The organism is Candidatus Acidiferrales bacterium (assembly GCA_035515795.1).
Classification (GTDB): domain Bacteria; phylum Bacteroidota; class Ignavibacteria; order Kryptoniales; family JAKASW01; genus JAKASW01.
In genome coordinates, this window is sequence record DATJAY010000002.1 from 134,716 (window position 1) to 158,423 (window position 23,708).

General features: G+C 48.1%; 21 protein-coding genes and 2 tRNA genes. 17 read left to right on the forward strand and 6 right to left on the reverse strand.

Annotated elements, in window-relative coordinates; translation table 11 throughout:
• The first annotated feature begins 112 nt into the window (after positions 1–112).
• Positions 113–706: a hypothetical protein gene (locus tag VLX91_00830; GenBank protein HUI28729.1), complete on the forward strand. Its 594-nt coding sequence runs from the start codon at positions 113–115 to the stop codon at positions 704–706.
• Positions 707–826: 120 nt separating this feature from the next.
• Here VLX91_00830 and VLX91_00835 read toward each other — a convergent pair whose 3' ends face one another.
• Positions 827–1,330, reverse strand: a complete 504-nt coding sequence (locus VLX91_00835) for a DinB family protein (GenBank protein HUI28730.1) — start codon at positions 1,328–1,330, stop codon at positions 827–829.
• A gap of 224 nt (positions 1,331–1,554) precedes the next feature.
• Between VLX91_00835 and VLX91_00840 the strand changes: the two genes are divergently transcribed.
• The gene (locus VLX91_00840) at positions 1,555–4,161 is read left to right on the forward strand and encodes a two-component regulator propeller domain-containing protein (protein ID HUI28731.1); all 2,607 of its coding nucleotides are present in this window, start codon (positions 1,555–1,557) and stop codon (positions 4,159–4,161) included.
• 6 nt (positions 4,162–4,167) lie between these two features.
• Here VLX91_00840 and VLX91_00845 read toward each other — a convergent pair whose 3' ends face one another.
• From VLX91_00845 to VLX91_00865, 5 genes are all read right to left on the reverse strand, one after another.
• Complete coding sequence (locus tag VLX91_00845) at positions 4,168–5,364, reverse strand: 3-phosphoglycerate dehydrogenase family protein (GenBank protein HUI28732.1); 1,197 nt, start codon at positions 5,362–5,364, stop codon at positions 4,168–4,170.
• Positions 5,365–5,594: 230 nt separating this feature from the next.
• The gene (locus VLX91_00850) at positions 5,595–6,836 is read right to left on the reverse strand and encodes an ABC transporter permease (GenBank protein ID HUI28733.1); all 1,242 of its coding nucleotides are present in this window, start codon (positions 6,834–6,836) and stop codon (positions 5,595–5,597) included.
• Between the two features lie 24 nt (positions 6,837–6,860).
• Positions 6,861–8,096 (reverse strand): ABC transporter permease, encoded by a 1,236-nt coding sequence (locus VLX91_00855; protein HUI28734.1) that lies wholly within the window; start codon positions 8,094–8,096, stop codon positions 6,861–6,863.
• A 9-nt stretch (positions 8,097–8,105) separates the two neighbouring features.
• Positions 8,106–9,218, reverse strand: a complete 1,113-nt coding sequence (locus tag VLX91_00860) for an efflux RND transporter periplasmic adaptor subunit (protein ID HUI28735.1) — start codon at positions 9,216–9,218, stop codon at positions 8,106–8,108.
• A gap of 245 nt (positions 9,219–9,463) precedes the next feature.
• A tRNA-Arg gene (locus VLX91_00865) sits at positions 9,464–9,537 on the reverse strand.
• 144 nt (positions 9,538–9,681) lie between these two features.
• On the opposite strand from VLX91_00865, the gene VLX91_00870 reads away from it, so the two are divergent.
• From VLX91_00870 to mazG, 15 genes are all read left to right on the forward strand, one after another.
• Entirely contained in the window at positions 9,682–10,053 is a 372-nt protein-coding gene (locus tag VLX91_00870; GenBank protein HUI28736.1) for a MerR family transcriptional regulator, read from the forward strand.
• Between the two features lie 302 nt (positions 10,054–10,355).
• Positions 10,356–10,429 (forward strand) — tRNA-Pro (locus VLX91_00875).
• A gap of 125 nt (positions 10,430–10,554) precedes the next feature.
• Positions 10,555–11,373, forward strand: a complete 819-nt coding sequence (locus VLX91_00880; protein HUI28737.1) for a TIGR02757 family protein — start codon at positions 10,555–10,557, stop codon at positions 11,371–11,373.
• A 127-nt stretch (positions 11,374–11,500) separates the two neighbouring features.
• Positions 11,501–12,961, forward strand: a complete 1,461-nt coding sequence (locus VLX91_00885) for an N-acetylmuramoyl-L-alanine amidase (GenBank protein ID HUI28738.1) — start codon at positions 11,501–11,503, stop codon at positions 12,959–12,961.
• Positions 12,936–15,077 (forward strand): ribonuclease R, encoded by a 2,142-nt coding sequence (gene rnr / locus VLX91_00890; protein ID HUI28739.1) that lies wholly within the window; start codon positions 12,936–12,938, stop codon positions 15,075–15,077. Before VLX91_00885 ends, rnr begins: the two co-directional genes overlap by 26 nt.
• A gap of 83 nt (positions 15,078–15,160) precedes the next feature.
• Positions 15,161–15,493 (forward strand): YbaB/EbfC family nucleoid-associated protein, encoded by a 333-nt coding sequence (locus tag VLX91_00895; GenBank protein HUI28740.1) that lies wholly within the window; start codon positions 15,161–15,163, stop codon positions 15,491–15,493.
• A complete protein-coding gene (gene recR / locus VLX91_00900) occupies positions 15,494–16,093 on the forward strand; it encodes a recombination mediator RecR (protein ID HUI28741.1) in 600 nt (199 codons plus the stop codon).
• Between the two features lie 61 nt (positions 16,094–16,154).
• A complete protein-coding gene (locus VLX91_00905; protein ID HUI28742.1) occupies positions 16,155–16,763 on the forward strand; it encodes a hypothetical protein in 609 nt (202 codons plus the stop codon).
• Entirely contained in the window at positions 16,730–17,263 is a 534-nt protein-coding gene (locus VLX91_00910; GenBank protein HUI28743.1) for a hypothetical protein, read from the forward strand. The genes VLX91_00905 and VLX91_00910 overlap by 34 nt, the downstream gene beginning before the upstream one ends.
• A 56-nt stretch (positions 17,264–17,319) precedes the next feature.
• Positions 17,320–18,153: a prephenate dehydratase domain-containing protein gene (locus tag VLX91_00915; GenBank protein ID HUI28744.1), complete on the forward strand. Its 834-nt coding sequence runs from the start codon at positions 17,320–17,322 to the stop codon at positions 18,151–18,153.
• On the forward strand, positions 18,150–19,028 hold the full coding sequence (locus VLX91_00920) for a permease-like cell division protein FtsX (protein HUI28745.1): 879 nt from the start codon (positions 18,150–18,152) through the stop codon (positions 19,026–19,028). The genes VLX91_00915 and VLX91_00920 overlap by 4 nt, the downstream gene beginning before the upstream one ends.
• 65 nt (positions 19,029–19,093) lie before the next feature.
• Positions 19,094–20,356, forward strand: a complete 1,263-nt coding sequence (murA, locus tag VLX91_00925; GenBank protein HUI28746.1) for a UDP-N-acetylglucosamine 1-carboxyvinyltransferase — start codon at positions 19,094–19,096, stop codon at positions 20,354–20,356.
• Between the two features lie 55 nt (positions 20,357–20,411).
• Entirely contained in the window at positions 20,412–21,887 is a 1,476-nt protein-coding gene (locus VLX91_00930) for a GWxTD domain-containing protein (GenBank protein ID HUI28747.1), read from the forward strand.
• On the forward strand, positions 21,884–22,924 hold the full coding sequence (locus VLX91_00935; GenBank protein HUI28748.1) for a glycosyltransferase family 9 protein: 1,041 nt from the start codon (positions 21,884–21,886) through the stop codon (positions 22,922–22,924). Before VLX91_00930 ends, VLX91_00935 begins: the two co-directional genes overlap by 4 nt.
• 6 nt (positions 22,925–22,930) lie before the next feature.
• Positions 22,931–23,701, forward strand: coding sequence for a nucleoside triphosphate pyrophosphohydrolase (gene mazG, locus VLX91_00940; protein ID HUI28749.1), 771 nt, complete (start codon positions 22,931–22,933; stop codon positions 23,699–23,701).
• Positions 23,702–23,708: the final 7 nt, after the last annotated feature.

Consider the following 23,708-nt stretch of genomic DNA (forward strand, 5'->3'; position numbering starts at 1 on the left):
TGACCTAAATTGATCCCGTCGCGGGTATGCATCCAGATCGTATAAATACAGCTGCTGCCTCCGACCTTTAGACAGGATGACAGAAATCATTCATAAATTGGAGGATGCAAAAATGAAAACTAAACTCTTGTTATTATCGATCATATTTGTGTTTGCCGCCGGTGTCATCACGCAAGCTCAAATCAAGAAGTACGATATTAAGTCGGGCATTATTACTTTCCAGACGGACATGAAAATGGGAAGCATGCAATTGACAACAAAGTCGATAGTGTATTTCGACGACTATGGTATGAAGGAATGCAAGGAAACGTACACTAACGATAAGTTGCGAACGTCTGTATTCAGCGACGGAAAAAATCTATATCTGCTCAACCACACTCAAAAGACGGTAACGAATCAGGGACCTGCTTATCGTGGAACAGAAGTGAGGATGGAGAAGACAGAGTTCGGTTCGCAAAAGGACTGGGACGCAGGCAGCATCAAGGAAGCCCCAGCGATGACTGTTGCAGGGAAAACTTGCGAGGTAATCGTGACCGACGATGGAAAAGGGAGCGTTGCAACGTATGGAGGATGGGACAGAATCCTTTTGTATCTTGATGTTCAAACGCAAAGTGTCAGAAGCACCCAGCACGCAATGAAGGTTGAAGAGAATGCAAAGGTCCCCCCGGAGAAGTTTACAGTGCCTGCGGGATATAAAGTCCAGTAACGGCTGCATCGTCGCAGAGTCCTTGCCTGCTGCTGGATTCCTAATGGAGCTCTACTGCGTGACGCAAGCTTAAGGCCGAAGAGGCGGGGCTTCAGCTCCTATTTTCTCTTGAAAGTGACTTCAAAATCTTCGCTCGTCGGCCGAAGGTCCGTAAATCGAGGGAACCGGTATATCGTTCAAACGCATAAAGACAGTCAACTGACCGCGATGATGGACAAGATGGTTGATCGTGGACCCGATGCTGTCCCTCTTCGGAAGGCTCATCAGAACCTGTCCGCTGTTCTTGAGATAAAAGAGTTCCGATAGTTTTTCATCGGAGATATTTTGCAGAGCTCGCCTTGCCCCTTTCATGTTTTCATCAAAGTGGTTTACCAAGTCGGCAGTCTGCCCCGGCTCAAAATGTTTCCACGTTGCAAAATCAATTACGCCTGGATCGATTGTATGTTCTATCCATTTCGGCATTTCGGCGACCAGCAAGGACAGGTAACCCAGCGTCATCGATTTTTCGTGAGGCTTCCAGTCAAACAATTTTTCCGGAATTCTTTCGAGACACTTGCGGCTCGCAGGTGCTTCAGCCTCCAGTTCCTTGAGGAATGCTGCGCCTAAGATGTTTTCACGTTCCATGAATTCTCCTTCTAAACAGATTTAGAAAAAAACATATGTTCGTGAGATGATAACGTTATTTGGGAAGTTAAGGTTCTGGGAATTGACAACGAATTGATTTCAGGAAGATCTTGCCGGACCCAATGCAAATATAAAAATCAAACTATTTTTCTCAATGCGTGATGTGTGCCTTGCCATGATTCTCGGGATATGCTATTATTGATTGTGAACAATGAGTTGCCGGTATGCTAAAAATCATTGGACGAACAATTAAGCTCCCGACCTCAGCGTGGTATTGTTCGCTTACACTATCCATGATAGCAGTGAGCATGTCTTCACTTTTGTGCCCTGCGTTTGCTCTTGATCCACACAAATCTATCGACCAATACGGGCACAACGTCTGGCTCAGACAGAGCGGCTTGCCTGCGAACACCGTCACTGCCGCTTTGCAGACCCGCGACGGCCGGCTCTGGCTCGGAACGATGAACGGGCTGGTTCGCTTTGATGGTGTGGACTTCGATCCCGTAATCATGGATCCTTCGGATCCTAAGAATACAAAGCTCATCACCTGTCTTTGTCAAACTAAAGACGGAAGCCTATGGATAGGTACCATATTCAGCGGTCTGAGAAGGTTGAAAGACGACAGCGTTTCCAATTTCGGCTTGAATCAGGGCTTCTATGATACAGAGGTGTGGTCGATACTTGAAGACCATTCCGGGCATCTGCTGATCGGGACATCGATCGGTTTGTATTTGTACACCGGCTCTAAGTTCCGTGCCATTTTGGGAATGTCCAACTATGTGGCAAGCATTTGCGAGGATTCGATTGGCAGGATTTGGGTCGGTACACACAATGGGGTGCAGGTCTTTACCGAGAAATCGATTGAAGATGGATCGGACTTTGCTCCGGTAGAAAGCATTACTGCAAAAAACGGTTTGTCGAATGATGTCGTTACATATCTTCTGGCCGACCGACAGGGTGGTATCTGGATCGGAACATACAGCGGTCTCGCCTATTGGAAGAACGGGAAGATCTCCATTTACGATATGAACAATGGCTTGCCGGATTACCATATCAACTCTCTCTTTGAAGATAGAGACGGGAATATTTGGGTCGGAACTCGAAATGGACTCAGCCGTTTCCATGAAGGAAAGTGGGAGACATACGCGCAATCTGATGGACTATCCGACAACAATGTTATTGCATTTGCTGAAGATGACGAGGGAAGCCTCTGGGTCTGTACGTCAAAGGGTCTGAATCAATTTGAGAATGCCAATCTCACAACCTACACAACGAAGGAAGGTCTTGCAAACAACTATCTCTCAAGTGTCATCGGGACGCCGGACGGGAGTTTGTATTTCTTGAGTGACCAGGGTGCAAGTGTCACCAGGATGAGGAACGGCAGAGATACGGTTTACAATATACCAGTTGGGCCGGCTTTCGTTTCCCGCAACGGGAGTTTGTGGATCGGTCAGACCGGTGCGCTATACCGTATCCGAAACGGTGTACTGACAACGTATGATTCAGGTGCAGGACTCCCGAAAAAATGGATATCGGCCATTACCGAAGACGACAAGAGCTTGATTCTTTTCGTTGACCACACGCAGATTTTCAGATTTGTTGAAGGGAGGCTGGCGCCGTATGTGTTGGGGGACGGCAGGCAATATCCGCCTGCGGGATACGTGTCCTTTTTCTTCCGGCAGCCTGACGGTGTGCTGTGGGTCGGGTCCGCCGATTCGCTTGTGAAAATTCAAAACGGTAAAATCACGAGCTACAAGACCGCGGACGGTCTGGCCGGCAACTGGACAAGCTCCATATATGATGATGGACAGGGAAATCTCTGGATCAGTTCACCACAGGGCGGCCTTAGCCGGTACAGGGATGGCAAGTTCACTGCCTACAATACCAAAGTCGGCCTTTTCACTAATGCGATCTTCTGCGTCGTTGGGGACAGTAAGGGCGGATTGTGGTTGAGCAGTCCGAGGGGAATAGGATACCTGACTCTCAAGGAATTGAACGACTTCGCAGACGGCCGTGCTGCAAGCATACACACAAAGGTTTACGGTATCCTGGATGGTATGAAGACGGAAGAGTGTTTCGGCTTCTGGCAGCCGGCAGGTTGGAAGGGCCCTGACGGGCGTTTGTGGTTTGCGACAAGGATGGGTGCGGTGATCATTGATGTCAATGCCATAAAAGAAAACAAGACTCCTCCTCCTGTAATGATTGAGCGGGTGACGGCAAATGACAGTACTATTTCTCCAGGACATTTTGTCAGCCTCAGACCCGGCACGAAGAATCTTGAGTTTCAGTATACTGCTCTGAGTTTTCTTGTTCCGGACAGAGTATTATTCAAATACAAACTCGAAGGATACGATCGCGATTGGGTTGATGCCGGCACGAGACGCACGGCTTTTTATACGAACCTCCCGCCTGGCAGCTACACCTTCATGGTCATTGCGTGCAACAATGACGGAGTGTGGAACAATGCCGGTGCGGCTTTTACTTTTGAATTGCGGCCGGAATTCTATCAGACATCCTGGTTTTATATTCTTTTTGGAGTTTTTCTTGCAGGAGTTGTCTTCGGCGTATACCGGTACCGAGTGTGGCAGTTACTGCAGAGAGAGAGGGAGCTGAACGCCCGGATAACGGAAGCCATGGCGAACATTAAAGTGCTGGGCGGCCTGATCCCGATTTGTTCCAGATGCAAGAAGATTCGCAACGACAAAGGTTATTGGGAGCATCTGGAAAAATACATCCAGACACATTCTGAAGCGCAGTTCTCTCATGGCATTTGCCCGGATTGTGCGGCGGACCTGTACCCCGATATGCATTTGAAGCAGGATGACAAATAGGCGGTCCTAAGCGAGCGGCTTTACCGCAACCTCGATTATATTCTCGTCTTTTTGCATTTCGATCAGCATCTCATTTGACGGTGCACCATCAAGGAGCAGCGTGCAGCAGGCGGCTTTTGATGATTCGAAAATTATGTTTGTCATTTCCTCGATGTTGATCCCGCCATTGCGCAGCTTATCTAAAATTCCCGCGAGAACTCCGACGTGGTTGTAATGCCGGACCACGAGTGATTGTATCGCAGAGGATCGTGCCCTGATGTTGACCGTGTGGAGCGGCACGCCGGTTTCTTTGAATGACTTCACTATGTTTACGACTTCATCGGCAATGGCTTCAGATGATTGATCTGTCGATGCTCCGATGTGGGGGGTTCCTGCAACCATACCTGCAAATTCTTTGTCGGGAAATTCCCCCTCGCCGGCGGCGGGCTCGTTTTCGTAAACGTCGACACCAACACGAAGGCTTTTTGCTCTAATTGCCTCTTTCAACGCCTCTGTGTCGACAACCTCTCCTCTAGAGGTGTTTATGAGTATCGCGCCGTTCCTCATGCAATCGAGAAACGATTTGCTGATTAGATGGTGAGTCTCTTTCGAATACGCAACGTGAATGCTTATTGCGTCCGACCGCTGTGCGAGCGCCTGAAGGTCTTCAACGTAAGTAACGCCGATTTGTTCCGCAATTTCTTTCGTCAGACTTCTCGACCACGCAGCCACCTTCATTTCGAGACCCTGAGCACGTTTCGCGACAGCTTTCCCGATTGCTCCAAGCCCGATTATTCCGAGAGTGCGATGCTTCAGCCCACGGGCTTTGCCGTACTGTTTCTTCTTCCATAATCCGTTCCGCAAGTCGGAAGCTGCATTGGGTATTTGCCTGTCCGCCGAGATGAGGAGCCCGATTGCAAGCTCCGCTACCGCCTCAGTGTTTTTACCCGGGCAGTTTGAGACATAAATGCCTCGCGCGTTTGCGGCGGCGATGTCTATCGTGTTTACTCCGGCACCTGCACGAATTATAAGAGAGAGGTTTGGTGCCGACTCGATCGTTTTTGAGGTGACTTTTGTCGACCGAACGACAAGGATGTCAGAATCCCCGATGGCCTGAGGGAGATTATCGGTGGTTAGATCAGGATTCACCGAGACTTCCATCCCAAGCTTTTTCAGGTCAGACGTTGTCTTATCCGAAAGTTTATCCGCGATGAGGACTTTCATAAATGCTCCTTTCATGCCTGTCTGCCTCTGGCAGAGTTGATGAAGGCTGAATTTACTGAGTTGCCTTTTGGGCCGACTCATGACGAAGCTGGTGTTGTGCCAGCCTTTCGAGAATTTAGTCTGTGGTTAGATGAGAAGCAAAGCCCGGAGAGGCATCCAGCAGCAGAGGTTGTGAACAGGATACAACGAAATTATTGAGGGATGTAACCTGAATAATTCTTATGAGTCGTCTACTCGTATCTCAGCGATTCGACCGGGTTCACGCCTGCCGCGCGTCGTGCAGGGAAAACGCCCGCGAACAAACCTATCAGTGTCAGCACGATCACCGTAAACAACATGATTCCGATGGAGAGTATCGGCCTCCCCAGAAACTGCATCGGTCCGCTGTCCGATTTGATGAAACCTACTCCGTATACTATGCCCCACGATAACAGAAGACCTGAGGTCCCTCCAATCAATGAAAGGAACAATGCTTCAAAAACAAACTGTGCCAGGATGTATGCCTTCCTCGCACCGACTGCCATCTTGATTCCAATCTCCCTTGTCCGCTCTTTGACTACGACATACATGACGTTCGCGACTCCGACGCCTGCAATCATCAATGTGAAAAATCCGACAATCCCCATGAAAATGGTAACGCCCAGGCTTACCTTCTGGATAATCTCATCTATTATCATAGTATCGAAAATGCCGACTGCACGCTCATCGGTGGGGTCGAACCTGTATTTCTGCCCCAGCACTCTCCTGATCTCAGTTATCATCTGAGTTTCCATATTCGGGCTGGCCGGTTTCAACAAGATTGTGTTGACATGCTCGTACCCATATATCATTCTGAATGTTGAATATGGTATTATCGCGCGTCGCGAGTCGGGGCCGTTGTTCATGGAGGTCTGAAGCTTCTTCTCCATGATGCCGACTACTGTAAACGGCACGTTGTCAAGCAATACGGTTTTTCCAATCGGGTCTTCGCCCTTGAAGAGGTCATCGACAATCTCATTCCCGAGAAACAAGCTTCGCTTCTGGTATTTGATATCGTTTGCATCGATGAACCGCCCGCCCGCTTGTGGGTACATTGCGCGCATGACCTCGAAATCCGGGCCGGCTCCTTCGCATTCCGTCGTCAATCGTGTCTTGCCGTAGAACAGCTCCACGTTCTTCCTGTATTGCGGGCTGGACATGATAATGTTAGGCACGGTTGCCTTCAGAAGTTCTACATCGCTTTCTTCGAGACCAATGCCGCGTCCCTTTGGAAGACCCTGATACACTTTTCCCGTCTCGCCGCCGTATACGATTAAGACTCTGTTCCACGCGTTAACCATTCCTCTTCTCATCGCCGTCCCGAAGCCCTGTCCGAACGCAAGAAGTAGAACCACGGACATCGTTCCCCATGTAATCGCGATCAGAGTGAGTGCGGTCCGCAATCTGTGGCTGTTCATGTCGTTGAGAAATTCTTTGACGAGCTGGATGACCATTTTATGAACCCGGCTTGATATACTTTAGTCTCGAAGGCATTCGACGACATTAAGGTTTGCAGCGCGCTTCGCCGGCATCATCCCCGCGGAAAGTCCGACGATCGCAAGTATCGACATGGTGGTCAAGACAACCGGCAGGGAAATCTCCGGTGTTCCGATATAATCTTTCACCGGGATTAGCTGCATTACAGAAACGATTCCCCAGCCGATCAGGAATCCGATTCCGGCTCCGATTCCGACAATCATGAAAGTCTCCGAGAAGAATTGGAGTAGAATTGCCGACCTTCTTGCGCCGACGGCTCTCTTCACGCCGATCTCTTTGACACGCTCTCGCACAACTATGAACATTATGTTTGCGACGCCAAGTCCCGCCACACCCAGAGTAAAACTTCCGATGATTCCCATGAAGAGTGTGAATCCAACGGTGATGTACAGAAGTATTTTGTCCATGTCCGCAGTATTCCAGATGAAGATGGCATCCTTGTCTACAGGATCGAACCTGTATTTCTCTCCGAGCGCCCGGCGTACCTCCTGTTCGACTTCCTCGGTTTTCGACACCTCGTCAGCCTTGTACACCAGGTCTGTGATATAAGGAGTTACGAACATTGCGGTGTAGGTCGGCGCCGGAATGAAAATCCTGTCTTGATCCCGCATGTAATAGGATGAGTTTTGGTTCTTTTTCTTCATCACACCGATGACCGTGAACGGCGTCTGACCAACGTACACGATTTTCCCGATGGCGTCCTTATCGCCGAAAAGATAGTTCTTTACTTCATTTCCAAGGACAGCAACACGTTTCCTATCCGCCACATCAAGGGTATCGATGAACCTCCCTCCCTCCGCCGGTATGATGTTCCTCATATGTTCATAGATCGGATAAATTCCGGTTATGCCTGGATTGGTAATATTATTCCCATACCTCACGGGAGTACCCATACCAATATACTCAGGACAAATCGACTGGATGTCAGGGACCTTAGCGCGAATGATGGATGCAGCATCTTCGGTCAAATTTATTTGTCTTCCGATCCCGAATCCCTGGTAAGCTTTGGTCGTTTTGTTAGGAAACATTACCGAGATACTCTCACCCATGCCGTGCATGTTGATCATCGCTTGTGTTTTAAATCCTAGGCCGAACGAGATCAGGACGATGATTGTCACCGTTCCCCAGATGATTCCGAACATGGTGAGAAACGCCCGCATCTTTTGCGCGCGGAGGTCGACAAAAAATTCAGAAATGAAATTAACGAGCTGTGTCATTATCGAAGCTCATTCGATTTTTGTGACAGGTTTCTCAAGTACCTTGTCGCCCTCTTTGAGTCCCGATTGAACTTCGATATTAATTGCATCGCTCAGGCCCGTCTTTATGGCACGCTCCTCGGACTTGTTGTCCGCTGAAGCAAGCGTGACAAAGCTTGAGTCGTTTCTGAAGGTAACAACTCTCTCCGGAATGTAGAGCACGTTGGTTTTCTTCTGTATGATGATGTCGGCATTGGCAGAGTAACCGGCTCTCAGCGTTATCCTGCTCGTGGGAGTGATCGATATTTTGATGGGAAACACAGACGCGTTCTCTTTCTTCTCGGCTTCAAGCCAGATCTTTGAAAGCTTGCCTGAGATGGTGTCTCCGGGGAGAGCTCCGATCCTGATTTCAGCCGGCATTCCTTCGCGCAGCTTGCCGACATCGATTTCATCTACCGTTCCCTTAAAAACCAAATTCTTCATGTCGGCCATTTTCATGAGGACGGTGCCTTCCTGGTACGGCGTGAGTGGTGTTACCGGATCTCCGACCTCGACCGAACGTGTCAGCACATAGCCGTCGATGGGCGCATAGATGATAGATTCAATCTTCGTGTTATCTATTGTAACCGTTCCGCTTTGCATGAGGTCCAACTTCTCCCGTGCGATCTTGACGTGAAGCTCCGACTCGCTATACTCCTTCTGAATATTTTCAAAGTCCTGATCGGAGATTAGAGATCGATCGTGAAGAAGCTTCTGGCGGCTCAGCTCTTTTTTCGTGTTGTCGAAGTCGACGGCCGCCAGCTCCAGCTGACGTTTTGCATCCGCCAAATCCGCGGGAGCCGGATCTGGTTTGACTTCAAGAAGCGGATCCCCCGCGTGTACGTATGCACCGACATCCACGAAAAGTTTCTTAACGGCGCCGCTGATTTGAGATTTAATTGATATCTCGTTCTCGGGTTCAATCGTTCCGATCGCGAGCGCTTTTTCCATGATTGTGCCTGACACAACTTTTATTTCGGCGGTTTTGTCAGGATCGTCACTTTTCTTTGATTTCACAATGACGAAAGCAACGATTCCAAATATTACGATGATTGCCGCGAGGACAATGACTTTTTTCCGTTTTCCTTTTTTCTTAATAGGCATGTTGCCAGACCTTTGGTTTAAGTTCTATTTCTTTTTGAGATTACGGGGGTGGATTGCTTTAGTTTCGGTAAAGCGCAGACCTTTCGCATCCGGATGCTTGGTTGAACGCACAGAAGATGCGATATCCGGAATCAGCTCGATGAAGATTCGAGTCAAGGGTTCCGGCGGATGGGTGGAAGGGCTTTCAGTTGCAGATCCCCTGGATTCCAGAGAACGCTGAAAAAGCAAGAGATGTGTACAGGATGTGCGCCTGGAGGGACTCGAACCCCCAACCGATAGATCCGAAGTCTATTGCTCTATCCAATTGAGCTACAGGCGCTTTGCACTGGTAATTTAGTTGTTGATTAACTCGAATTCCAATTACTTCTTATTTAACGCAAAGGGCTGTTTGGAATTGAAAACTTACAGGGATTACCTAACGGAAATTTGCAATTATCAATGTAATATGTTATACTTTCGACAGATGAAGGATTTCGAGTTCAAGAAACTTTACTACTCCATCTCCGAAGTGAGTCGCATAACAGGACTTGAACAGCATGTTTTGCGGTACTGGGAGTCTCAATTTCCAGATCTGAATCCCTCCAAGAACAGAGCGGGCAATAGGATTTATACTAACAAGGACATCAGCCTCATTTTTGAGATAAAACGACTCGTACGGGATGAAGGCTTCACAATTGAGGGTGCTAAGAAAGTTCTGAGCGCAAAGTCAAACGGAAGTACTGGGCAGCTTGACGCAACTAATGGAAAAGCTTCGCCTGAGGACCTGAAGCAGACTTTGCTTGAAGCACGTGCGTTCTTGGATGATCTCGTTCACCGCCTCTCTGACAAGCACTGAAGCAGTTTTTATTGAAGGTTTTCTCCATCTCGCGGTCTCATCGAAACAAATCGTCCAGTCTTCTGCAAATCACAGCGCACCACGCCATTATTTATCCACGTGTTGGGATGGTGTAAAGCAGAGAGTGCGTCGGTTGAGGCGTTGCGATCAGCCGGGGAATTCCATCAATGGTTCGGGGAATCCGCTGATCGATTTCAATGAGAGTCAAGATTGCATATAGCTTCATCGGTTGGAAGCAGCGACGGGATGAGGTTTGATAGATGAGAATGTTTTGCGTAAATTATTCTTGTCAAAATGATACACGGAACGTAGCGCAGCCCGGTAGCGCACTTGCTTGGGGTGCAAGGGGTCGCGGGTTCAAATCCCGCCGTTCCGACAAACAAGGTTAAAACTTGAGGAGCTTTCAAAAGGTAAATCGTTCTGGCGGCAACTGCTGACCCGGGAAAATGATGAAATTGGGATGTAGGTATTTATGCTTTTTGTGAGCTTATAAAAAATATAATGGAAGGTCTGAAGCTACTTCAGAAAATCTTTGAATCCCACCTTGAAAAAAAATCTCTGAAGGATTTTTATCTTTCCGATCCGGTTTGTTTTCCAAAACGCTTTAGAAACAAAAACGATATAGAAACTGCGGCATTTGTTTCGGCTATGTTTGCTATCGGTCCGCGTTATGCGATACTCAGATCACTCGAAAAAATATTCTCTATACTCGGGGATTCACCGTATCATGCGATCCATGATCTCGACGGAGCCGAACTCGCAAAAAAATTGAATGGGCATATCCAGTTCGCGTATAAGAATATCACCGGCACCGACGTTGTCCAGATCCTTCTTGCGACAAAATCCATACTTAATAGGTATGTTACAATTGAAAATGCCTTGCTGAGCGGGCGCAACGGGAGTGAAAATCTGGTCTCGCAAATGCTTACACGACTTCTTGAAGAAATGAAGTCCGTAAGACTGGACCGGAAGACCGGCCGGGAATTGACTCCGCGGGCTAGGGCATTGCTTGCAAGTCCGAAGGATGGGAGCGCGTGCAAGAGAATGAATATGTTTTTGCGGTGGATGACGAGAGATGACGAAATAGATTTCGGTTTTTACAACTGGCTCGGCAAACAGAATCTTGTAATTCCGTTAGATGTTAATGTATCAAGAGCAGCAAGAAAGCTGAAGCTCACGAAAAGGAAAACGGACAACTGGAAAACAGCACTGGAGGTCACGGACAGACTTCGATCGCTCGATCCGCTGGATCCCGTCAAGTATGACGTGCCGCTTTTTCTCTATGGTATGGAATTAAGAAAATCGAACAGCAAATTGTAAGTGACGCAGAGTGGTAACCGAAAAACATATAAAGTCTTCAGAATTGATATTTAAGATTACAAATGTCCTTTTTCTCTCTCTTTCATTTCTAACTCTTCACTCTTCGCTATTATTCGCGCAACCTAAGGTGGTGACACTGATAAAAGGGGCGGACACCACGTACATCGGCGGCTTCGTGGAGCTCAACCACATTTATATTTCCATTGAACAACTGTCCAAAAGTCTGGGTCTAAGCACTGTTGTTTTGCAATCAAGCGGGAAACTCGGCGTTTATTCGAATTATGGCAGTCTCCTTTTCACGCGCGATAATAGTTTTGTCGTCTTCTCGAAAACCGGTAGCAGGCTCTTTCAGTTGGCGCTCCCGATCCTTTCAGCAAATGAGAAACTCTATATTCCTTTAAACTATGCCGGTGAGTATTTCTCTATGCTCACTCGCGGCAACTTCTCCTACGATGCGCAAAAAACCGAGCTTGTTTTTTCGCGTGTAGATACTCTCACTCCGGCCGTAGCGGACATAATGGGACAGGAGAAAGCGAACGGAGCAATAATTCAAGTCGCAATGACAAAACTTCCGAAGAATCTCGAGGCCGCAATAGGACAGGACAATTCGTTATATCTCACGCTTCTTCCGGCAATTGCAGATACTCTTGCGGTGGATTCGCTGCCGCCGTCTGAGGTTTACTCAAATGTTCTTGCAATTCAAAACCCTAACTCTGTCCAACTGGTCTTCAAGTTGAAACAGAATTATCTTTCCAAGCAAATATTCGTAGACAGTGCTCAGAATTCTATTCTGGTCGCACTTTACTCGGAGGCCGATGTAAAAAAAGTTGTTGCCGAAGAAATCAAGAAGCGACTGGAGGATGAGAAGAAAAACTGGAAGCTGGATGTTGTCGTCATAGATCCGGGACACGGAGGGAAAGACCCCGGTGCGACCGGCGTCAAGGGAACAATGGAGAAAAATGTTACGCTTGCCATTGCAAAAGACCTAAAAAAAATATTAAATCAAAAGCTGCCGAAAATTAAAGTTGTCTTGACCCGGGATGACGATGAGTTTGTCGAGTTGGATAAGCGGGGGGAAATTGCAAACAATGCCAGCGGAAAACTTTTCATAAGCATTCACTGCAATTCCATGCCTCGCAAACCAAATTCGATGAAAGGACTTGAGACGTATTTCCTCCGCCCGGGGAGAACCGACGAAGCGATCAGGATCGCAGCACAGGAAAATGCTGCCGTGAAATATGAAAACGATTACGAGAAGAAATATCAGTCTTACGACGAAGATAATATTATTTTAACCACCATGGCACACAGCGCATATGTGAAATATTCGGAGCAGTTAGCGCAATTAATCGAAGATGATGTGACTTCGACAGCGTCCCTTTCCGACGACGGAGTGAGCCAGGCGGGTTTCTACGTGCTGGTGGGAGCTTCGATGCCGGCGGTCCTCATAGAGACAGGGTATCTTTCCAACAAAAAGGAAGAGAGATATTTGAAGAACAAGGCTGGACAAAGCGCCATAGCTCGAGGGATCGCAAACGCCGTGGTGCAATTCAAAGAGGAATATGAAAAGAACTTCACTCAAAACTAAACCGACCAAAGTTAAAGATATCGCCGGGGAGATTCAGAGTTTCCTGAAGCAAAATCCGCTGGCTAACTTCAAGAAACGGCAATTGGCGAAAGTGCTGGGATATACCTCCGCTCATGAGTACGCAAGGTTTAAACAAGCACTCAGAACGCTTGAGCAGAATGGTGATATCCGTCAGAGCAGTCGCAGAAAATTAGGTGCAGCGATGACTCCGGACATTGCGAGAGGGATCATTCGCATCGACCGTGACGGGAATTTTTTGTTCATGCCCGATAATGGAAAAACCAATGAGGATACAAAAATTCGCTTTGTGGTTTCACCAAGCGAATTGGGCGGCGCTGTTCCCGGCGATAAGGTCTCCGTAAAGGCCGTCGGTGGAAAGGGAAAAGTCGTAGTCGTAAAGGTTACTGAAATACTCGAGCATGAGGATAGGAAAGTCGTAGGGACGATCGAAAGGATCGGCGGTTCGTATAGGATTTTGTTGCGCGACAGAGATCTTCCGCCATCGATAGACATTTCACGGAAGAAACTCAACGGGGCGAAGGAGGGCGACAAGATCCTGGCGAAGCTGGTCGTGGATAGGTATGCGGGCTATTCCGGCGAGGTGATTTCCGTTTTTGGAGATGCCGGCGACCCATCGGTCGAATTAGAAAGCATAGCTGCACAGTTCAGCCTTAGAAAAGATTTTCCGTCCGAGGTTTTGAGGGAGGCGGATTCAATTCGAGAACAAATTCCCGCAAAAGAACTTGCGCAGCGGCTCGATCTGAGACACGAGGAAGTGTTTACGATCGATCCTGAGGATGCCCGTGACTTCGATGACGCGGTCTCTATGAAGAAAATTTCAGACGATACATTTGAGGTCGGCGTTCATATTGCCGATGTGAGCCACTATGTCAAATCCGGAAGCCCTCTCGACGTTGAAGCGTACAAAAGAGGGACAAGTGTTTATTTGACTAACGGAGTGATTCCAATGCTCCCTCACAAACTGTCGAACGAAATCTGCAGCTTGAATCCGGGCGTCGATAGGCTGACATACTCCGTGATTATGAAAGTCGAATCGACGGGGAGAGTTAAGGATTACAGGTTCGCGAAGTCGGTGATTTGCAGCAAACGGAGATTCACCTATGAGGAAGTTCAGAAAATAATTGAAACCGGCACGGGAGATTTTGCGGAGACTATCCGTATCATGAATCAACTGGCGCACACTCTATCGAAACTGCGAAGCCGTGCCGGGAGCATCGACTTCGATCTGCCGGAAGCGAAGTTCGTGTTTGATGAGCTTGGCAGACCTATTGAAATCATCAAAAAATCCCGGCTCGACAGCCATCGCCTGGTAGAAGAATTTATGCTGCTTGCAAACAAGACCGTTGCAGCCCACATCGGCCGGCACGGCGTAAAGGCAAAGCCGTTTCTATACAGAGTCCATGATGTACCCGACCCGGACCGGATTCGCGAGGTTGCGGTCTTTGTCTCTCATTTTGGATACAGCTTGAACTATGATGGTACAGTCGGCCAGAGGCAACTGCAGAAACTTCTCCAGTCCGTCGAAGGAAAGCCGGAGGAGTATCTGATAAACGATATAATGCTGAGGTCGATGGCGAAAGCAATTTATTCGGAAAAAAATATCGGCCATTACGGACTTGCATTCAAATACTATACACACTTTACTTCTCCCATAAGGAGATACCCTGATCTGGTGGTACACCGGCTTTTGCATGACTATGAAAATGGTGATCGACCTCTCGACCTGCAAAAACTCAAGAAGATGGTTGCAGAGGTCAGTGAATTCTCGAGCGAAGCAGAAAGGCGCGCCGTGGAGGCCGAGCGTGAATCGGTCAAGATAAAACAGGTGCAGTACATGTCCGAGCATATCGGAGATGAGTTTGAAGGAACTGTTTCGGGCGTCACAAGTTTCGGAATGTTTGTCGAAGTCGACAACTTATTAGTTGAGGGACTTGTTCATGTTAGAGAGATGGATGATTATTATGACTTTGTTCAAGGACGGTTTCAATTGAAAGGCAGGCGGACCGGAAAGGTGCATCAGCTTGGCGACAGAGTTAACGTCAAGGTCTCACGGGTCAACATGGAGCGCCACGAAATTGATTTTGTGCTCTGTTAAGTTATTCTTCAGTTTATGATCTGCTGCTGATGGCTAACAGCTGATATCTATTTGAAGTATATTTTAACGAGGAGTTTCAATAGATGAATGATTTCGGAAATATGCAAAAAATGATCTCCGAGTTACAGAAGACTCTGGAAAAAGCGATGGGCGAACTTGAGAACATGAGCGTGATCGGAGAAGCGGGCGGGGGAATGGTAAAAGTCACGGCAAACGGCAAGAGGGAAATTCTCAGTGTTGATATCGAGCCGGATCTCGTTAAGTCTCAAGACAAAGAGATGATTGAGGACCTCGTTGCTGCAGCGAGCAACAACGCGCTGCAAAAGGCGGAAAAGATGGCAACCGAGCATTTGGGCGCGAGTGCCGGCGGACTTCTAACTATGCTTCCAGGTTTTAAATTCGGCGGGATTTCCTGAATGATTTATACTTCTCAAGCACTCGAGGTTCTGATCGGCGAGTTGAGCAAGCTCCCCGGAATCGGCAGAAAGACCGCTCAGCGGCTCGCATTGCATCTGTTGAAAGCCGACAACGATGATGCGAATCGACTTGCTAATGCCATCCTTGAAGTGAAACGAAAAATCCGGTATTGCTCCGTATGCTGGAACATCACTGAGAAAGATCCCTGTTCGATTTGCGCAGATGGAAATAGGGATCATGCCTCCATTTGCGTCGTCGAGGACCCGAGCGATGTCCTCGCGATCGAGAAAACCAATGAGTTCCACGGAGTATATCATGTGCTCGGTGGTGCATTGAGCCCGCTTGAAGGAATCGGCCCCGATCAAATAAAAACAAAAGAGCTGTTGAGTCGGCTCAACGGGAAGATTAACGAAGTTATTCTTGCTATGAACCCGGATGTCGAAGGTGAAGCCACGACAATCTATCTGGCAAATTTATTGAAGCCGCTTGGAGTTAAAGTGACTCGGATTGCGCGGGGGGTGCCGGTCGGAGGCGACCTCGAGTTTGCCGACGAGGCGACCCTGGTGAGAGCTCTGGAAGGGCGGATCGCCGTTGGGTGAAACGTCAAGCACGGAAGGGCTAAAGACAGGAGGTAAAAGGATCGGGAGAGTAAGAGAAAAAATGGCAGATTTAACCCTTACCATCAGCCTTTTGTCGTCAACATTTTGTTTTACTTTTCTATCCGGCTGCAACATTTTTCAGACTCGTACACCGCAACAGCCGCAGCAGGGCCAGTCAGATTTTATTCCGCCGACATCATCTGACATCGTCATACAGAACTTGAAGAGCGCAGTTGCGGAAAAAAATGTCGATAATTATTTGTCGTGTCTCTCTGACACGAACTTCGGAGGAAGAAAATTTACTTTTGTGCCGGCGGTCAACATTTCGAGCCAGTATGCGCAAATTTTCGCGAACTGGGACAAGGATTATTCCGAACGTACGTATTTCAGCAATCTTGCGGTTTATTCTTCCGCGACCGCAAGTCCGGCACTTACACTTTCTTCTGAAAACTATACATCGCTGAGTAGCGACTCTGTCAAATACACTGCGAACTACATTCTCCTTTGGCCGAATAGTGCAAGCGGCAGCCCTCAGCAGGCAGAAGGGAACCTTCAATTTTTCCTGGGAGTGGACCGAAATCAGAATTGGTCCGTTTATCGATGGATCGATACAAAACTCACGGATAGCTTGCCGACATGGAGCGAAATGAAAGCGAAGTTCAGCCAGTGAAATGGTTGCTGGTTTCTTCTGCCCTTTTATTCCTGAGCTGCGTAAATCCGTTCGCGCCGAAGCTGGCAACCCAGCAGATTGCAGCGACAAGTTTTCTCTCGGATCAAAAAAATATCGACGGCGTTTTCCAAAATTTTATTTATGCTTACACGTTCAGAGATACCAGCGTCTACTCGCAGCTCATCGGACCCAATTTCACCTTCGTCTATCGCGATTATGACAATTCTCAGGATGTAGCGTGGGGAAGAGATGTGGAAATGAGATCGACGAGCATGATGTTCCAGTTAGTGAACCAATTTACCTTGACATGGGATAACACTTATTATCCTGCAGACACCACGAGCACCCACGCCGTTGTCACGCGGGGATTTAATCTAACCGTTGCGTTTAACCCGGCGGATATTGAAGACGTGGCGGGCAAAGCATATTTTGTATTGGATCGCACCACTTCATCGGATCCTTGGAAGATTTCAATGTGGAAGGATGAGTCAAATTTCTAAAGATGGATATAAACTTACAGTTTGAATTTCGTAACCTGCGGATCGGCAGGTAATCGATGAAAAAATATCTGGTTTCTTTCCAGGGAGAGAAGGGCGCATATAGCGAGATTGCCGCCAAGCATTTTTTTAGAAGAAAAAATCTCGACCTGGTTCCGTATAACACGTTTGCAGATGCGATCCATGCAGTTGCGAAACGAAAAGTTGACGCCGGTATAGTCCCCGTTGAGAATACCCTCGGAGGCGGTATAAGAGAGGTCTTTAACCTGCTCGATGAAGAGCCGGTATACGGTGTCGGAGAGATCAAGCTAAAAATTTCGCATTCGCTTCTCGCCTTGCGCGGTGCAAAATTATCGGCGATTAAGAAAGTCTATTCCCATCCGCAGGCATTGCTTCAGTGCAGAAAATTTATTCGCGACATGAAGTTGACCCGGATCGAATATTATGACACAGCCGGCGCGGCAAAGTTCATCTCCGATAATGATGATATGAGTCTGGCGGCGATCGCAAGTGAAGCGGCTGCGGATGACTATGGACTGATCGTATTAAAAAAACATCTTGAGAGCGACGGCCGCAACTTTACAAGGTTCATGATTATTTCTAAGAAGTATCTTATCGCCCGCGATGCGGACAAAACGTCGGTCGTTTTTGGATTAAGGAACCGTCCGGGTGAACTGCACAGGGTGCTGAGCGTGTTTGCGATAAGGGATATAGATATTCTATCGATCGATTCGATCCCCGTTGTGCGTAAACCGTGGGATTACGAATTTTTTGTCGAGTTTCGAGGGAGCTTGCTGGGCGGAAAAGAGTCGAATGCGATCAGTCACCTTCGTGAACTCTGCCCGCACGTCAAAGTGATCGGAAGCTTCAAATCGGGGAGGACAATCCATTGAGCAGATTTTGGTTTCTCCTAAAAGAAGCGTTCAGTGGTCTGGGCCGCGCAAAACTCAGCGCTTTCTTTTCCATCTTGATGGTTATTTTGTCGTTCACACTGCTTGGTGGTTTTTATTTGACGTCGATGCAGGCTCAGAAAGTATTGGAATATGTTAGAGGGAAAGTTGAGCTCGAAGTATTCTTGACGGATTCGCTATCCGATACTAGTGTGCAGGAATTGAAGAGCCAACTGACAGCGATGAGGGCGGTCAAGAGTGTCCAGTTCGTCAGCAAGGACGAGGCGGCAGAAAAATTCAAGAACGATTTCGGGCAGGACATTAAGTCCGTTTTGGATTTCAACCCGCTCCCTGCGTCGTTCAGAGTTTTTATCAAGGATGAAAGCAAAAATTCTCGCGACGTCGCCGCTTTGGCGGCCAGAATAGAGAAAATGCCCGGTATAGAATCGGTAAGCTACAGGAAAATTTTATTGACGCTGATAGACAAGAGGGTGAAACTTTTTTACGAAGTAATGAGTGCGTTCGGCGGGGCGCTCATGTTGTTGTCGATTTTTCTGGTCTATAATTCGATGCGGCTTGCGATTTCGCACAAAAGGAAGATAATTGAAGCGATGAAGCTTGTCGGGGCTTCGCGTGGATTTGTCAGACTCCCTTTCCTCTTCGGCGGAATAATTCAGGGATTTACCGGAGGGCTTCTAGCTTCGGTAATTATTTATGGTCTTATCAAAGCGGCGACCTTTTTGATTCAAGAGAGCGCAAAAATTGAATTGCTTCCTCCGCCGGGATTTTACGGCGCGATCGTCGGAGTTGCTTCGCTCCTTGGGCTACTGTCAACTATGTTTGCGACGAGCCGGTATATCAAGGAAGGTCTGGTTTGAATGAAGGGAAGTGAAACTAGTCGTGAACGGAACCAAGTCTTCAGGTGCGAACTGTCGGCTTTTTTATGTATAAATTTTTAGTCAAGGGCGGTAAGAAACTTTCCGGGAGCGTAGAAATCAGCGGCGCGAAGAACGCCTCGCTGGCCCTGATGCCGGCATCACTCCTTGCAAAGGGGATTTTTAGAATTGACAACACACCCGATCTCCGCGATGTCGCGACCATGGCACAGCTCATGGAAGAGCTCGGCGCAAAAACACAGTTGGAAGGGAAACTGCAAACTCTAGATACGACGTGTATCGGCACTTTCGAGGCGCCGTATGAGCTCGTGAAAAAAATGCGCGCCTCTTTCTATGTGCTGGGACCTCTTTTGAGCCGTTACGGTTATGCGAAAGTCTCCCTGCCGGGCGGATGTGCATGGGGACCAAGACCGGTCAATTTGCACATCGAAGGGATGGAGAAGCTCGGGGCGGAAATAAAACTCGACTCAGGTTATGTGATCGCAAGAGCAAAACGGCTTGTGGGAGCACGAATAGACTTTGACGTATCGAGCGTCGGCGCGACCGTAAATGTAATGATGGCGGCCTGCCTGGCGAAGGGAACCACCGTTATTGGAAACGCCGCCCTGGAGCCCGAGGTGACAGCTCTTGGTGAGTTTTTGAAAAAGATGGGCGCGCGTATAGACGGATTGGGAACGTCGACAATTACGGTTGAAGGAGTCGATGATTTACATTCCACGGATTTCTCTAACATTCCGGACCGTATCGAAGCGGGAACATTTCTAATTGCCGGTGCGATGGCGGGTGGAAAGGTTGCCGTCAAGAATTGCCGGCCTGACCATGTTACAGCACTTCTTTCGAAACTTGGACAGGCGGGTGCGATGTTGAAAGCATCAGATGACTCGATAGTGATTGAAGGTCAGGGCAATATCAATCCTGTCGATGTTTCCACGGCGCCATATCCGGGATTTCCAACCGACCTCCAAGCTCAATGGATAGCCATGATGACGCGCGCTTCAGGTTCGTCTATCATAACCGAGACGATCTACTTCGACCGCTTCAAGCACGTGCCCGAGCTTGTGCGGCTCGGTGCAGACATAGAAGTGAAGGAGAACGTTGCGGTGGTCAAAGGCGTTGCATCGCTCAAAGGGGCGAAGGTGATGTCAACGGATTTGCGCGCGAGCGCGTCGCTGCTTCTTGCCGGACTGGTTGCCGAAGGAACTACCGAAGTTCTGCGTGTTTACCACATGGATCGTGGTTATGAAAGCATCGAAAAAAAATTGAGAGGACTTGGTGCGGATATCGAGCGTGTCGAGAGCGACGAATTCTAAAAACTCCTCCGAAAATTCTGCCAGCAGGAAAAGGGCTGCTGATAAGAGACCTGAGATGCTGCTTTGTACCGGCTCGTATTTCGGTTATGGCTGGATAATGCGCGGGAGAATTTTTCGATATTTAGTATTGAGTGCACTTGTATTTTTCGTGGCTTCCTTTTCAGAATGCAGTTCGAGTAGTCAGTCTGAAACAACTCCGTCATATCAGTGTTACTATGATTATGTAAATACGAAAGTCGCACTGCCGCAATTTGATGCCAGGTTATTCTGGTCTCCCGATTCGTCCGATTTCCGTTTGGATGCATACGTGAGTGTGAAAGAATCGCGGTTGAGGTATGACAGAGACAGTAATTTGTTCGTTGCGTCATACACCTGTTCGATTCGGCTTACCGGGAAAGAAGAATCGGCGACTTCGAAGGAGATAGATCGAAAAGTAGTTCTCCAGAATTATCCGAAACCCGACCAGAATTCCTATGATGCTTTTCTTGTCTCTTTCCCGATTAAAAGTGGAAATCACGAAGTCCAGATAGGCATCGTGGACAATGAAAGCAAGGCAAGATCATCGAGGACATATTCTGTTGAAGTGCCGGAAATGTCGAACAAGCCGCTCGTGCTTAGCGATATCATGCTCCTTGCCCGGATGGATCCTGCCGGGACAAGATCCGACAGCGCCGGTCAGGGAAGGAAGATAACGCCGTTCATCCTGTCCAACGTCGGACTCCTTCCCGACACGCTGAAGTTTTTCACGATATTGTCCCAAAAAAACGGCGCGGACGATTCTCTTTCCATTTACGTTTACCGGCTCCGAAGCAGGGAAATAAACCTGCCGACTTTCAACGTCCAGATGTTTGCATATCAGTCGACACCCTACAACCCGTGCGGAGAAGATATGGATACAATGCTAGTGTACCAGCATGCGGCGTCCTCGGCTTTTAAGGCAGGCACTTCGTACATTTTCGGCAGCGTGCCGAAGCCTGCTTCGGGAAATTACCTGTTGAAAGTTGTCGTGAGTGACAATGGAGGTGATTCGGCGACTTCAACAATGAAATTTCAGGTGCATGACAAAAATTTTCCGCAGATTGCAGATGATTTTCCCACAATGATCAATTCTCTTAATTATATCGCTGCGAGCAGCGATATAAAAAACATTGTTGCGGGGAGGACGGATTCGTCGATCAAGGCAAATTTGGTGACATTTTGGAAAGAACATGGGGGACTCAACAAGATGGTACAGTATTACCAGAGGGTTAGCCAGGCGAACCAGCTATTCACGAGCTGCATTGAAGGATGGAGAACGCCGATGGGGATATATTTTATCGTATGCGGTGCGCCGGACGATGTCGAATGTGAGGGAGCGTGGGACGAAAAATGGAGCTATTATCAGTCGTCGACTCAGGCATCGATGACCATAGTTTTTAGGCTCGCGCAGGAGACAGCAAATATCGAGGATAGGTTCTACAGGATCGATCAGGTTTATTCAAACGCCGATCTTTGGGATTATTATATCAATCAGTGGCGGACGTCTTATTGAAAATTCTCGTAAGCCGGCTGAGATTTATCGGTGACATCGTCCTTACCACGCCTGTGCTTGAGATCCTGCGGGAGAAATTTCCCGATGCAACGATAGACTACTTGGGCGATAGTGAAGGTGTCACCCTTTTGTATCGTAATCCCAACTTGAGTGAAATAATTCCTTACAATTTCTCGGCGCCTGAGGTGATAGAACAATTCCGCGTTGCGTCTCTATTGCGAAGAAGAAAATATGATGTGGCGATCGACCTATTCGGCAATCCCAGAAGTGCGGTTGAAATTTTTCTTTCCGGGGCGAAAATGAGAATCGGCGGCGACTTCGGCTGGCGCGGAAGACTATTTACGCATCCTGTGGCCGTCAAAGAAAGAATTACCGCCGTTGATTTTCATCTTCGATATCTTCTTCCACTCGGAATCCATGAAGGTTACAGACAACCGAGGATTTTTCTCGATGACAACGAGATCCGCGACGCCGAAGAGTTTCTGGAACAGGTCGGAGTCGGAGATACTCAGCGGAAGGCTGTCGAGTCTTCGGCTCGAAAACTAATGATCGGTTTGCATATCGGTGCCACCTGGCCCGCGAAGGTTTGGATGCCGGAATATTTTGCCCGACTCGCGGAATTGATCGCCGGAGATCTCGACGCGCAGGTTGTGGTAACCTACGGCCCCCGAGACTCCGGCTATCTAGAGAGATTTTTGTCGTCGACTCAGGCAAGAGTTGTCGTAATTCCGCCTCGGGATTTGAGGCGACTCGCCGCGATAATTTCCCGGTGCGGTGCTTATGTTTCGAACGACGCTGCGCCCATGCATATCTCAACGGCGGTCGGAACTCGGACGATCGGGATTTTCGGGCCTGGCGAGCCGGACATCTGGTTTCCATATGAGAAGAGTCTCGGCCACGTTGCACTGCACAAGGATGTCCAGTGTTGTCATAGTGATCGTTGCGACATGAGTGGCGAAGACTATATGAAATGCATGAAGGCAATAAAACCGGAAGAAGTATTTGAAACCCTGAAACAAATTTTGGAAATAGGATAGAACGCCATGACGAAAATTGAAGATGAATCTTTGAAAGAGTTTCTGGATGTAGTGAGAAAACTGAGGAAGGAATGTCCGTGGGATAAGATTCAAACGAACAAATCGATAAGGCATTATACAATAGAAGAAGTTTACGAGCTTGCCGAGGCGATCGATCAAGAGAACTGGCCGGAGGTGAAGAGCGAGCTCGGAGATATCCTGCTGAATGTTTTTCTTCACACCCAGATAGCCGAAGACGAAGGGAAATTTACTTTCAGCGAGATGGTTAGGGAAGAGACAAAGAAAATGATAGTTCGGCACCCGCATGTTTTCGGAGATGTTGAGGCCGATACGCCGGAGCAGGTGAAAAAGAACTGGGAGAGAATAAAGACAGATGCGGGAAGAGAATCTATCTTTGACGGAATACCGGTCGCTTTTCCCGCGCTTGCACGTGCCTTTAAAATTCAGGACAGGGCCGCAAAGGTCGGATTCGATTGGGGAAGTGCCGACGAAGTCCTGCCGAAAGTTACGGAAGAAGTGGAAGAACTTCGAGAGGAAGTGGAGAAGGGAAACCGCGATAAGATAGAAGAAGAACTCGGAGATCTCCTTTTTTCGCTGGTCAATTATGCCCGTCATATCAATGTTCATCCTGAGAGCGCGCTGAGAAGCGCCACCGAAAAGTTTCAAAAAAGATTTCTTTACGTGGAAAGCGAGCTGTCAAAGAAAAACATTTCGCTCCATGATGCGAGCCTCGATGAGATGAATGAAATTTGGGAAGAAAGTAAAGGCAGAGAATAGCGATTTC

Excerpts from the sequence above, each read along its gene's own strand:
- VLX91_00830 (HUI28729.1), top strand. The coding sequence starts at position 113 with ATGAAAACTAAACTCTTGTTATTATCGATCATATTTGTGTTTGCCGCC.
- VLX91_00835 (HUI28730.1), bottom strand. The coding sequence starts at position 1,330 with ATGGAACGTGAAAACATCTTAGGCGCAGCATTCCTCAAGGAACTGGAG.
- VLX91_00840 (HUI28731.1), top strand. The coding sequence starts at position 1,555 with ATGCTAAAAATCATTGGACGAACAATTAAGCTCCCGACCTCAGCGTGG.
- VLX91_00845 (HUI28732.1), bottom strand. The coding sequence starts at position 5,364 with ATGAAAGTCCTCATCGCGGATAAACTTTCGGATAAGACAACGTCTGAC.
- VLX91_00850 (HUI28733.1), bottom strand. The coding sequence starts at position 6,836 with ATGGTCATCCAGCTCGTCAAAGAATTTCTCAACGACATGAACAGCCAC.
- VLX91_00855 (HUI28734.1), bottom strand. The coding sequence starts at position 8,096 with ATGACACAGCTCGTTAATTTCATTTCTGAATTTTTTGTCGACCTCCGC.
- VLX91_00860 (HUI28735.1), bottom strand. The coding sequence starts at position 9,218 with ATGCCTATTAAGAAAAAAGGAAAACGGAAAAAAGTCATTGTCCTCGCG.
- VLX91_00870 (HUI28736.1), top strand. The coding sequence starts at position 9,682 with ATGAAGGATTTCGAGTTCAAGAAACTTTACTACTCCATCTCCGAAGTG.
- VLX91_00880 (HUI28737.1), top strand. The coding sequence starts at position 10,555 with ATGGAAGGTCTGAAGCTACTTCAGAAAATCTTTGAATCCCACCTTGAA.
- rnr (HUI28739.1), top strand. The coding sequence starts at position 12,936 with ATGAAAAGAACTTCACTCAAAACTAAACCGACCAAAGTTAAAGATATC.
- VLX91_00895 (HUI28740.1), top strand. The coding sequence starts at position 15,161 with ATGAATGATTTCGGAAATATGCAAAAAATGATCTCCGAGTTACAGAAG.
- recR (HUI28741.1), top strand. The coding sequence starts at position 15,494 with ATGATTTATACTTCTCAAGCACTCGAGGTTCTGATCGGCGAGTTGAGC.
- VLX91_00905 (HUI28742.1), top strand. The coding sequence starts at position 16,155 with ATGGCAGATTTAACCCTTACCATCAGCCTTTTGTCGTCAACATTTTGT.
- VLX91_00910 (HUI28743.1), top strand. The coding sequence starts at position 16,730 with ATGGAGCGAAATGAAAGCGAAGTTCAGCCAGTGAAATGGTTGCTGGTT.
- VLX91_00915 (HUI28744.1), top strand. The coding sequence starts at position 17,320 with ATGAAAAAATATCTGGTTTCTTTCCAGGGAGAGAAGGGCGCATATAGC.
- murA (HUI28746.1), top strand. The coding sequence starts at position 19,094 with ATGTATAAATTTTTAGTCAAGGGCGGTAAGAAACTTTCCGGGAGCGTA.
- VLX91_00930 (HUI28747.1), top strand. The coding sequence starts at position 20,412 with ATGCTGCTTTGTACCGGCTCGTATTTCGGTTATGGCTGGATAATGCGC.
- mazG (HUI28749.1), top strand. The coding sequence starts at position 22,931 with ATGACGAAAATTGAAGATGAATCTTTGAAAGAGTTTCTGGATGTAGTG.